The 12,322-nt window shown below is 43.5% G+C and carries 10 protein-coding genes and 1 pseudogene; 9 read left to right on the forward strand and 2 right to left on the reverse strand.

Annotation, left to right across the window (positions count from 1 at the left end):
- Window positions 1-4: 4 nt before the first annotated feature.
- The 3 genes from pdxT (at window position 5) to AB1K91_RS04380 (ending at window position 2,384) form a co-directional block, all read left to right on the forward strand.
- Window positions 5-589, forward strand: coding sequence for a pyridoxal 5'-phosphate synthase glutaminase subunit PdxT (gene pdxT / locus AB1K91_RS04370; RefSeq protein WP_413088461.1), 585 nt, complete (start codon window positions 5-7; stop codon window positions 587-589).
- Window positions 590-721: 132 nt separating this feature from the next.
- Window positions 722-907, forward strand: a complete 186-nt coding sequence (locus tag AB1K91_RS04375; RefSeq protein ID WP_413088463.1) for a zinc ribbon domain-containing protein — start codon at window positions 722-724, stop codon at window positions 905-907.
- Window positions 908-1,088: 181 nt separating this feature from the next.
- Complete coding sequence (locus AB1K91_RS04380) at window positions 1,089-2,384, forward strand: aldehyde dehydrogenase (protein ID WP_413088465.1); 1,296 nt, start codon at window positions 1,089-1,091, stop codon at window positions 2,382-2,384.
- Between the two features lie 114 nt (window positions 2,385-2,498).
- Here AB1K91_RS04380 and pdxR read toward each other — a convergent pair whose 3' ends face one another.
- Window positions 2,499-3,959: a MocR-like pyridoxine biosynthesis transcription factor PdxR gene (gene pdxR / locus AB1K91_RS04385; protein WP_413088467.1), complete on the reverse strand. Its 1,461-nt coding sequence runs from the start codon at window positions 3,957-3,959 to the stop codon at window positions 2,499-2,501.
- A gap of 514 nt (window positions 3,960-4,473) precedes the next feature.
- Entirely contained in the window at window positions 4,474-4,776 is a 303-nt protein-coding gene (locus tag AB1K91_RS04390) for an HPr family phosphocarrier protein (protein WP_413088468.1), read from the reverse strand.
- A gap of 161 nt (window positions 4,777-4,937) precedes the next feature.
- On the opposite strand from AB1K91_RS04390, the gene AB1K91_RS04395 reads away from it, so the two are divergent.
- The 6 genes and pseudogenes from AB1K91_RS04395 to celB all read left to right on the forward strand — a co-directional run bounded on the left by AB1K91_RS04395 (window position 4,938) and on the right by celB (window position 12,221).
- On the forward strand, window positions 4,938-5,843 hold the full coding sequence (locus tag AB1K91_RS04395; RefSeq protein WP_413088470.1) for an AraC family transcriptional regulator: 906 nt from the start codon (window positions 4,938-4,940) through the stop codon (window positions 5,841-5,843).
- Window positions 5,844-5,931: 88 nt separating this feature from the next.
- Window positions 5,932-6,519: pseudogene (locus AB1K91_RS04400) on the forward strand (MMPL family transporter); the annotation flags it as partial.
- Between the two features lie 120 nt (window positions 6,520-6,639).
- On the forward strand, window positions 6,640-7,404 hold the full coding sequence (locus AB1K91_RS04405; protein ID WP_413088829.1) for a GTP pyrophosphokinase: 765 nt from the start codon (window positions 6,640-6,642) through the stop codon (window positions 7,402-7,404).
- A 473-nt stretch (window positions 7,405-7,877) separates the two neighbouring features.
- On the forward strand, window positions 7,878-9,338 hold the full coding sequence (aldA, locus tag AB1K91_RS04410) for an aldehyde dehydrogenase (RefSeq protein WP_413088472.1): 1,461 nt from the start codon (window positions 7,878-7,880) through the stop codon (window positions 9,336-9,338).
- A gap of 201 nt (window positions 9,339-9,539) precedes the next feature.
- Window positions 9,540-10,712: a lactaldehyde reductase gene (gene fucO / locus AB1K91_RS04415; RefSeq protein WP_413088474.1), complete on the forward strand. Its 1,173-nt coding sequence runs from the start codon at window positions 9,540-9,542 to the stop codon at window positions 10,710-10,712.
- Between the two features lie 198 nt (window positions 10,713-10,910).
- On the forward strand, window positions 10,911-12,221 hold the full coding sequence (gene celB, locus AB1K91_RS04420; RefSeq protein WP_413088476.1) for a PTS cellobiose transporter subunit IIC: 1,311 nt from the start codon (window positions 10,911-10,913) through the stop codon (window positions 12,219-12,221).
- Window positions 12,222-12,322: the final 101 nt, after the last annotated feature.

Here is a 12,322-nt window from a genome sequence, read left to right on the forward strand (position 1 = left end):
CTCGATGAAAATCGGTGTATTGGCACTTCAAGGTGCGGTGGTTGAGCATGCGCGGACAGTAGAAGCGGTCGGAGCGGAAGCTGTCTTGGTCAAACGCGTGGAACAGCTGGCAGACTTGGATGGATTGATTTTGCCTGGCGGTGAGAGTACTGCAATGAGAAGACTGATTGATCGGTATGATTTCCTGGAGCCATTACGCGCTTTTGGTACATCTGGAAAACCTATATTCGGCACTTGTGCTGGAATGATTTTATTGGCAAAGGAGATCAACAATCAGGAAACGAACCATCTTGGTCTGATGGATGTGACAGTGGAACGGAACGCGTTCGGGCGCCAGGTGGATAGCTTTGAGACTGATCTTCCCATCAAGGGGGTGGCGGATGATTTTCCAGCAGTTTTCATCCGGGCACCATTTATTCTCGAAGCTGGACCAGGAGTCGAAGTGCTGAGCGAAAATACAGGCCGCATCGTAGCAGCAAGGGATCGGCATTATTTGGCGACAGCCTTCCATCCGGAGCTTACTGATGACACAAGATTGATCGCTTATTTTCGTGAGATGGTCGAGGATGCCGCGAGAGTGAATGTTTGAAAGAAGGAAGCTGGGCTTTGGGACCAGCTTCCTTTTTGTTTGTCAGAACGGCTCGCATGTGATTGCAGATCATCTAGACGACTCATTAATAAAGGGAGCAACGTTTATGCAACAGAGTGGCTGTATAAGGCAATGACAGGTACTTGCCTGTCGAAGTTATTCGATGTGCAGCAATATCACTTCCTGGTTATTTCGTGTACACAATGCAGTTACTCTGAACTCTATAATAAGGAATCATCTCAAGGCAGTAATTTGCTGGACTTTTTCTTCGTTGAAAAAGCTGTATACATGCATCCTTATTCAAGACATACCTTTTAAGTGAGACTTAAAGGGTTTGTTGTTTGTTGCGGAGGAAGTCGCATCACTTGCAATCTTTTTTGCGATGTATTATAGTTCTCCACATTGAATGTTTGATGCATCAACTAATAGGGTGCAATCTAGTGGGTAGCAACGGGAGATGGTTTACCCGAGGCATTCAATAGTGCAAAGGAGAGTTAACATGGAGAACTATCAAGACCTTTTGAATATACAGCGTACTTTTTATAGAAGCGGAGAAACCAAGGATGTACAATTCCGTATCAATACATTAAATAAATTGAAAGATTTAATTCTTACGCATGAACAAGCCATCTTGGATGCTGTGAAGCAAGACTTGAACAAATCAGAAATGGAAGCTAAACGAGCAGAGGTAGGACTTGTGCTGAGTGAGATCGATTTCACTTTGGAGAATTTGGAGTCATGGGCGGAAACAAAGGAAGTGCCAACAGCATCTTCCCATGAAGGGGCGAAAAGCTATATCAAGCCGGAACCCTATGGATCTGTATTGGTGATCGCACCATGGAACTATCCATTCCAGCTGGCAGTTTCTCCATTGGTAGGAGCGATTGCTGGCGGAAATACAGCGGTATTGAAACCATCTGAATTGACACCGAAAACGTCAGCTATTCTTTCACGCATCTTTAATGATCATTTCCCGGATGAATATCTGCATGTTGTAGAAGGGGAAGTGGAAACGAGCACGGCGCTGCTCAAAGAAGACTTCGACTACATCTTCTTCACTGGCAGCACTGGTGTCGGTAAAATCGTAGCAGAAGCAGCAGCCAAGCATTTGACGCCTGTCACATTGGAGCTTGGCGGTAAAAGTCCGACAATCGTCCATGCAGATGCGAATTTGGATGAAGCAGCTCAGCGAATCGCACGCGGAAAATTCGCAAACGCAGGTCAGACATGTGTCGCACCAGACTATCTCCTTGTTCATAGCAGTGTAAAAGAACCGCTGCTGGCCAAACTGAAAGATGTCATCACTGCAACTTATGGAGATAACATTGTCCAAAATCCAAACTTCGGACATGTGGTAAGTGACAGGCATTTTGATCGTCTTGCTGGCTTCCTGAGTAATGGAAAGATAGTTGCAGGCGGAAAATCCGACCGTTCCCAGCTTATTATCGAGCCGACAATCCTTGATTCCATTTCTTGGGATGATCCAATCATGCAGGATGAAATCTTTGGGCCGATTTTACCGGTTCTCGAATATGACGATCCATCCGATATCATAGATCGAATTGTAAAACGACCGAAGCCACTTGCATTGTACTTGTTCTCTGAAGATGAGGCATTCCATGATGAAATCTTAAACAGCGTTTCATTCGGTGGCGGTGCTATCAACGATACCATCAGCCACATGACTTCCCACTACCTTCCGTTCGGCGGGGTTGGCGCAAGCGGCATGGGAGCGTATCATGGCAAAGCCAGTTTTGATACTTTTTCACATTATAAGAGCATTTTGAAGCGCTAAACTAACTAACCAAAAAGAAGGGTCAGTCCGATTGGACTGACCCTTCTTTTTGTGGAGCGGTTAATTTGTATCCCGATAACTATCTTTTATTGTCACTCTGATTAACTCGATTATTCAAAACGTAGGCGAAGAGGAGCTTGATGGCTGCAGCGCCTGCATAATATCACAAAGGATCTGGACGCCTTCTTCCAACAGTTTTTCATTGGCATAGGAGTAGCTTAATCGAAAGGTGCTATGCTCATTTTCAATGGCAAAACAAGCAGAGCCTGTCAGGAAGGAGACATGACGTTTGTTTGCTTCCGTGAGTAAATCATTGCTGTCAAGCCAAGCCGGCAGCTGAATCCAGACATTCAGTCCGCCCTTTGGAATATGCCAACTAACGCCGGTGGGTGCCTGCTCTGTCAGGACTTTCAGCACAGTATCCCGGCGGCTCTTCAAGGCAGCCCGAAGTCGTTTTGTATGCTGTTCCATTTTGGTGGAATCGACGAGCGGCAGAATCACCTTTTGAGGAAGCAGCGGACTGCCGAGATCCATATTCGCTTTTGCAGAATAAAGCCGCTTGAAGATGGACCCGGAAGCTGCTAAGAGACCGATACGGCAGCCCGGTGCAATCGTCTTGCTTAAACCTTTCAAGTAGATGACATGACCTGCTTTATCCATGCTTTTGATTGGAAGCGGCGGCTTGCGGTCGAAGTAGATATCGCTGAATGGATCATCCTCCATGATCAGGCAGTGATGACTTTCGGCGATATCAAGCAATACTTTTCGTCGCTGCAGCGGCATGATCGTTCCCGTCGGATTATGGAAGGTGGGCGTTGTATAAATCAATTTTGGATTGTGTTTCTCGCATAAACCATGCAGCATATCGACTCGCATACCGTCTTGATCAACCGGGACGGTAAGAATGGTGGCACCACGACTGCGAAAGACATCGATAGCACCGGGATAGGTCGGAGCTTCCATGATCACAACATCACCAGGACCAACAAAAGTACGAGCAACAAGGTCGATACCTTGCTGGGAACCACTAGTGATCAGCAGGTTCTCTGGTGAAGTGGTGATTTTTGATTTTTGCAGATTTTGTGCCATCTTTTCGCGTAATGCCAGGTCGCCTTGAATACCACCGTATTGCGACAGTATGCGTGGATTCTGCATGAATACTTGTGCAATCAGCTGATCCATATATTGATTCGGAAACAAGGCCGGATCGATCATGGATGAAGAGAAATGGTAATTCGCATCCGAATCTTGAAAACGAGCATATTGAGAACGATGCAAGTAATCAGGAATGCTGAGCTGCCAATCCAAATCAGATCCTGTATGAACGCTTTCCGGCTGCTGCTGGGTTTTAACATAAGTGCCTCTGCCCTTGCTCAATTCCAAAAAACCATCTTCTTCAAGCTGTTTATAAGCTTTCATGACCGTGACGAGACTAACCTCGAGATCTTTGGACAGCTGCCGTACCGTGGGCAATTTCGTTCCGCCCATCAATAAACCGGATCGGATTTTATCTACGAATGACATATATATTTGTTTTGAAAGCGGAATTGCTTCGTTTTTATTTATCGTAATCATTTGTTTGCTCCTATGTGTTATAGCTTGTTATATCGTGATGCCAGTATAGCATGATTCTTGAATACTATGTGTATAAGGAGCAGGTGAACAAAGAGACAGAGAAACATTATCTTGCAACCAATAAGGGACTGAAGCAAAGGGAAGGTCATCCATATTGGCATCTCCATAAAACCTGGGAAGATTATATTGTTATCAATCGAGCGCCGAAAGGATATAATCATTCCCCATGTCACCTCCTTTTCTTTATGAATTGGAATGCCCAATGAAAGGGTGGCTTATGAGTCGCTTTTCGGATTTATCGAAGATCAGCTGGGATATGGGGGAAAATGGATTCGTAAACATGTTGGGATGGGGAAGAAGATGCTAGCCCGGCTTGAAGCATGTGATACGATGATTTTTCTGGATGCTGGCAGATATCAATCTGAAGGAGCATCTTTCAAATCCGATAGCAGCTCTGGCCCGAAAATTCAGATGGAGCGACCGCCAGTATGTTGTGATACAGCGCTGATCGAAATCATTCCATATATTTCAAGTTCACCATGTCATTCATTGTATCCAGCATCCTCAAATGATCAGATATTGCATCTATTGCTTGAATTTCATCGGTTCCATCAGCTCTAATCGTAAAGTAACTATGTGTGTAAATGCCAAGATTCATAATCTGCATGATACATTCGGGGGCATTCTTTATTTCAACAGATTTTCCTTGGTACAGAATGGTTATGTTGGATGAGAAATTTCCTGCAACACTGATTATGCCTGCTGCGTAACGTGCAAATCCTGTTTCAATTGTTACATAAAAGTTTTTTTCAAGCATCTTTACTGAACTCCTATCATAGCTGGCTGATTTGTCTTTCCATTATGCAGTGACACGGCCAGGGAGCGTTATCTTATTCCTATCCTATACATGCCTAATCCTGCCATGCGGGAAGAAATGATTTATACTATTATTATAGACGTGGAGAAGGTGGAGGTTTTATGATAAAAGCAACTTCAGATAAGCAATCGACACTTGCCGAAGCGATCAAGCGCTTCGCCCCGAAAGAGGGAATCTGTGAGACTAGCATTCCTTCCCTGTTTTTCATCCAGCATTCAACTGCTTACGGGCCTGTACACAGTGTCTACAAACCTTCTGTGTGTATTATCGTGCAAGGAGAGAAAGAACTACTGTTAGGCGGGGAGCGCTTACTTTATGGCCCCAATCATTATTTGGTAGCTTCGGTGGATTTGCCGGTTTCCGGTCAGATTTTGGAAGCGTCTGATTATGCCCCGTACTTGGCAATGAAAATGGAATTTACACCAGCAGAAATATTAGAGGTGATGGAGGAAGGTGCTTTGCAGTTCAGTACAGCAGAGGATCCGAAGCGTGGTATGTATGTGAGTGAAGTCGAGCGTCCTATATTGGATGTTGCTGTACGGCTGACTAGCCTGCTTGAATCACCGGAAGATATCCCCGTGCTTGCGCCTTTGATCAAAAAGGAGATTCTCTACCGTGTTTTGCAAGGAAAACATGGCAGTGCTTTGGGACAGATGGCTATCCAAGGGAGCAATACACAGCGTATCCGGGATGTGATCGACCATATCAGGAGAGAGTTTAATCAATCCTTCCGTATAGAGGAGCTAGCTGATATTGCAGGGATGAGTGTTTCGACATTCCACCGGCATTTTAGGGAAGTGACGGCAATGAGTCCGATTCAATTTCAAAAACAAATAAGGCTGCAAGAGGCTCGTCAGCTTTTGTTGTATGAAGATGCAGACATAATGGAAGCTGCCCTTCATGTAGGATATGAAAGTGCGTCCCAATTCAGCAGGGAATACGCCAGGCTATTTGGTTTTCCTCCCCGTAAAGATATCAATCGTTTAAAGAGGAATGGGGCGGAATAGTCGTAGGATGAATTGGTCATTACTGATGTAGTAGGAATAGAAAAACGAGAAAGGGTTCCATCCTTTCTCGTTTTTCCATTTTATTGTATATTGTCTGCTTATTTTAAAGCTGTCTTCGAGGTCGATCCTTCTGCCGCTTAAAGCGGTACTGGGCTTCCTGCTTTCCATCGGGGCAACATTAGGTTTCGTCACGTTCGTCATCCAGGATGGCAATATGATCAATCTGTTTGGATTCCCGGGTGAAAGTCCGATTCTAGCCTTCCTGCCGATCATTGCGATTGGTATCCTATTCGGTCTGGCAATGGACTATGAAGTATTCCTGGTCAGCCGGATGCGGGAAGTCTATTCCCAAACGAAAGATCCAAAAGAAGCGATACTTGCTGGTATGCGTGATAGCGGTAAAGTCGTGGTGGCAGCAGGATTGATCATGATGTCGGTATTCGTCGGATTCATGGTGACGCCTGATGCGATGATCAAATCTATCGGAATGGCACTGACATTTGGTGTCCTATTCGATGCATTCGTTGTTCGGATGACGATTGTTCCGGCTATCATGTCCTTGATGGGGAAAGCAGCATGGTATATGCCGAAATGGCTCGATAAGATCTTACCGAATATTGATGTTGAAGGGGAAGCACTCCTTCATGAGAAAGAAAAAGAGAGAAAAACAAGCTGAGTGTAAAGAAAGAGACGTTCTTTTAGGGGACGTTTCTTTTTTTGTAAACGAAGAATTGGTAAACTGAGTAGATGAAAGAATTATAAATTATCATTGCAGATCAGAAGGGAAAATCAGATGATGCAACCATTGACACAAGAGAATCTGACGCAGCTTAAGCAAATGAGAACAGAACTGACAAGATTCACTGCCGTTTACAAGTTTGCCTTGGATGAAGTGAATACGAAAATCAACATCCTAAAAGACGAATTTTCTTATATTCATGATTATAATCCGATTGAACATTGCAGTTCGCGATTAAAATCTCCAGAAAGTATCCTGAAGAAGATTTATAAGAAGAATATAGAATTTTCCTTAAATAATATAAAAGATAATATCAAAGATATCGCTGGTATCAGGATCATTTGTTCTTTCAAATCGGATATCTATGCATTAGGCGAAATGATCCAGAAACAAAAAGATATTGAGCTTATAGAACGGAAAGATTATATAAAGGACCCGAAACCAAACGGTTATCAGAGTCTGCATTTGATTGTGAAAGTACCGGTATTTTTGTCTGACAGGGAAGAGAAAGTATGTGTGGAAATTCAAATCAGGACAATAGCGATGGATTTCTGGGCCAGTCTGGAGCATAAGATCTACTACAAATACGATAAGGAAATACCAAACAGGCTGGCGAATGAATTAAAGGAAGCGGCCAATTCCGCCGCAGCACTGGATGAGAAGATGGAAATGATCCATAATGAAGTAAAAGAGCTGAAAAATGAACGATCAAATGATCAATTGGATGAGGTATTTGACGTAAGCAGCATGGCTGCAACCCGAGACAAACTGATGCAGGGGATCATTCAGCAATTGGTAAGCGATCCAAAGAAATTGGAATAGAATTCACAGTTTAAAAGGAAGAACCGTTCATCTGGGTGATGAACGGTTCTTGTTTGATTATTTCCTGGGATATACACCTGATTTGGTTGATCGCACCACTGGATGACAAACACTTTCTCTTTTCTCAAGAGTTACATATATTTCGAAGCTTTGCGCATTCGTGTAAATATTAACTTTCTGAAAAAATAAACAATTAGATTGACAATTATATCAAATGAATGTTTAAATAGCATTATCTTACACATCAGGTCGTATGATGACTGGATGTCAAGTGAATAAGAAGAAAGGTGGTTGACAAAGGTTAAAGATAGTTTATGTGTGAGTTAATGATTTCATTGGACTACCAAAAGAAGAGTTGTAGTTTGAAGAAAAATGATAACGCTTACATCCCGGGCAAATTCGCAGCATGTGAAAAGACAGGAAATTACTTAAACGTAATTTCCGACTACATGAAAGTAGAAAGGAGAAGAATTATGGAGGTTACTTCTAAAAAGTATCAAATGTTCATAGATGGGGAATTTGTGGATTCTAGCTCCCAGGAGACAATAAACGTTGTCAATCCAGCAACGGAGGAGATTATTTCAGAGATTCCCAGAGGAACGATAGCAGATGTACGACAAGCCATTGACTCTGCTAAGCGAGCACAAAAAGAATGGAAGAAGCTCCCTGCTGTAGAAAGAGGGAATTACTTACTGGAGATTTCCAAAGAGATTCGTAACAATGAAGCTATCCTGGCAAGAACGATTTCAGAGGAAATGGGTAAAACGCTGGCTCTGGCTAAAACTGAGGTAAACTTTACAGCGGATTATATTGATTATATGGCTGGCTGGGCCAGACGCTATGAAGGGGAAATCGTCCAAAGTGACCGTCCGAATGAACAGATTTTTGTTCACAAAGAACCTATCGGAGTGATCGCTGGTATTTTACCATGGAATTTCCCGTTTTTCCTGATTGCTCGCAAAGCGGCTCCGGCTTTGGTCACAGGGAATACAATCGTCTTGAAGCCAAGTGACTTGTCCCCTAACAATGCATTGGAGTTCGCAAAAATCGTTGAAAAAGTTGGTTTGCCAAAAGGTGTCATCAATATCGTGACCGGCAGTGGGCGTACGATTGGTCAAGAGCTGGCGAAACATGAAGATATAGGTATGGTCAGTCTGACAGGGAGCTATAACGCTGGAGCTGCTGTTATGCGTGCTGCGGCCGATAATATTACAAAAGTATCCTTGGAATTGGGAGGAAAGGCTCCTGCCATTGTGATGGATGATGCTGATCTCGATTTGGCGGTACGTTCTGTCATCGATTCCCGCATCATTAATACAGGACAAGTATGTAACTGCACCGAACGTGTGTATGTGCATGAAAGCATTGCCGAGGAGTTTATCACAAAAGTGACAAATGCAATGAAAGAAGTAAGGTATGGTGACCCATTAGTTGATGGAGATATCGATATGGGACCGCTTATCAGTAAAGATGCGCTGGAATCTGTAGATCAAATGTTGCAAGAAGCAATAGCTGATGGGGCCAAATTACTGACGGGCGGTAAGCGTGCTGCGAGAGATCAAGGGTATTTCTATGAACCAACTGTTCTCGTAGATGTAAATAATGAGATGAATATTATGCAGCAAGAAATCTTTGGGCCTGTCCTTCCTATTGCCACATTTAAGGATTTAGACGATGCGCTGAAATTGGCAAATGATTGTGAATTCGGTCTGACGTCTTCCATCTATACACAAAACCTTGATGTAACGATGCGTGCAAGCAAGGAATTGGAATTCGGGGAGACATATGTCAATCGTGAAAACTTTGAAGCAATACAAGGTTTCCATGCTGGATGGAAGAAATCCGGTATCGGTGGCGCAGATGGAAAACATGGGCTGGAAGAGTACTTGCAAACGCATGTTGTCTATCTTCAATATAATCAAGAAAAGAAATAGTGTTTTATTAACGCAACATCTCCATCTTCGGCAAGAATCACGGTCTCCCAAATCTTATTCCCCTTTAGAAAAATCACATATAGTTAATATACTTACCCATATGGCGGAGGAAGTACGAGAGGCCAATGCACATAGCAATATGAAAGCAACTACAAGGAATTGACCAGTTTCTTAAAAAATGAAAAATGGAGGTCATAGAAAATGGCTTATCGTTTTATCTTGAATGAGACTAGTTATCATGGTGCTGGAGCTATCAATGAAATCGTCGGTGAAGTTAAGAATCGTAGATTTCAAAAAGCTTTGATTGTTACTGACGCTGATTTAGTTAAATTTGGTGTTGTGAAAAAGGTAACTGATTTACTAGATGACGCTACCCTGCCTTACGAAATCTTTGACCAAGTGAAAGCCAATCCAAGTGTTGCTATCGTGAAAGCTGGTGTGGAAGCCTTCAAGAAGGCTGGTGCTGACTATATTATCGCTATAGGCGGAGGTTCCCCACAGGATACTGGTAAAGGCATCGGGATTATCATCAATAACCCAGAATTTGCTGATGTTGTTTCCTTGGAAGGCACGGCCCCAACTAAAAACAAAGCAGTTCCGATGATTGCTGTTGCTACAACGGCGGGGACAGCTGCTGAAACTACGATCAATTATGTTATTACGGATGAAGAGAAACGCCGTAAGTTCGTTTGTGTCGACCCGCATGATATCCCGGTCGTTGCAGTCGTTGATCCCAATATGATGTCCTCCATGCCGCATGGATTGTCTGCTGCCACTGGGATGGACGCACTGACGCATGCTATCGAAGGGTATACTACACAAGCTGCTTGGGAGCTTGCTGATACGTTAAACTTAAAGGCAATTGAATTGATTTCCCGTTCACTTCGGGATGCTGTCAATAATGATCCCAAAGGACGCGAAGATATGGCTCTCGGTCAATACATGACAGGTATGGCTTTCTCTAATGTCGGTCTTGGTGTAGTTCATGGTATGGCCCATCCACTAGGTGCATTCTATAATACGCCTCACGGTATAGCCAATGCCGTATTACTTCCATATGTAATGGAATTCAACAAAGATCATACTGGTGAAAAGTTCAAGGAAATCGCGCGTGCTATGGGGATTGAAGGGGTTGACGATATGACGCAAGACGAATATCGTACGGCTGCAATCGAAGCTGTTCGTCAATTATCTATTGATCTAAACATTCCTCAATCATTGGACGAAATTGGTGTCAAAGAAGAAGATCTAGATGCTTTAGCAGACGCTGCAATGGCAGATGTGTGTACAGGAGGCAACCCACGTCCATGTACAAAAGAGTTAATTCTTGAGGTATATAAAACTGCCTTTTCCATACCTATACAAAAGAATTAATTCTGGATGATAATCTTAGATCGTAAAAAAGCTGGGAATTGATTCCTGGCTTTTTTTGCTTTTATTTTTAAAAAACGCAGCATGTTGTACCCCACTAAACGGGAGTTTATGCGGCAGGTAATAATTGGGCGGGAAATATCACTTCCTATTTGTAAGCGTTTACATAAACTACTGTAAATCCGTTGAGGGGGTACAGTCATGAGTAAAGTGAATCGATTACTGGAGGAAAAAGTTATGCCTGCTGCGGCAAAGGTGGCACAGCAGCGCCACTTGAATGCACTTCGTGATGGCCTTATTTTATCGATGCCGCTTATCATCATCGGCTCATTCTTTTTGATACTTGCTAATTTCCCGATTCAGTCATATATGGACTTCCTGGCTGATCGGCCCCAGCTAAAGGAAAGCTTGCTTTATCCGTATCGCGGCACGTTTGAATTGATGACTCTGATTGCAGTCTTTGGGATAGGCTACCGTCTGGCTGAATCATACAAAGTGGATCCGCTTGCGGCTGGAGCTGTATCTTTATCCGCATTCTTTGTAGGTACACCATATGTGACTTATATAATCGGCAAGACACCAGAAGGCGCCAATATCACCGAGACAGCTTATCAAACGGCAATGTTCACAAGCAAGGGCTTGTTCGTCGGGATGCTGATTGCACTATTATGTACAGAGATATATCGATTGATTGTACAGCGAAATTTGGTCATCAAGCTGCCAGATGGCGTACCGCCAGCAGTTGCACGCTCCTTTACTGCGTTGATACCAGGATTTTTTGCCATCATCGCAATCTGGATGATTCGTCTGTTGGTCGAGAATGTCGGTTCTTTCGGCAGCATTCATAATGTCATCACGGTACTGCTGCAAAAACCGCTCACATCAATCGGAACGAGTCTTGTTGGTACAATGATCATTTTCCTGTTGATTACTTTGCTATGGAGCACTGGTTTGCACGGAGCGACAATTGTCGGAGCGGTGACAGGGCCGATTTGGCTGACATTGACAGCTGAGAATGCTAAATCCTTTGAGCTGGGCGAACCAGTGCAGCATATCGTTACGAATGAAATCAATGATATCGTCTTCATCGGGGGTTCTGGTACGACGCTTGGACTGGTGCTGGCAATGTTATTGTTCGCGAAAAGCCAGCAAATGAAACAGCTCGGTAGGTTGAGTATCGGACCGGGTATTTTCAATATCAATGAGCCGGTATTGTTCGGGATGCCTATCGTCATGAACCCGCTATTGATCGTCCCCTTCATCGTGACACCGCTTATCTCGGTACTGATTACGTATTTGGCCATGGACTGGGGTCTGGTTGCAAAACCAATCGGAATCGTACCTCCTTGGACAATGCCGCCGATTTTACAAGGATATCTGATTACAGGCAGTATATCGGGGGCAATATTACAGGTTATCATTCTTGCCCTATCGTTTCTGATTTACTACCCATTTTTCCGGCTATGGGATAAGCAAAAAGCAGCTGAAGAATCAGGAGGAGAAGAGCAATGACTGCTCTTTTTCTTACATAGAAAAGCTTTAAGTAAAGAAGGTGTGAAAAGATAAGGATTGTGGAATGGTGACTATAGAAATCTTTCAATATAGAAAAAATT

This window comes from Terribacillus jepli (genome assembly GCF_047228925.1).
In the GTDB taxonomy this organism is placed as follows: Bacteria; Bacillota; Bacilli; order Bacillales; family Amphibacillaceae; genus Terribacillus.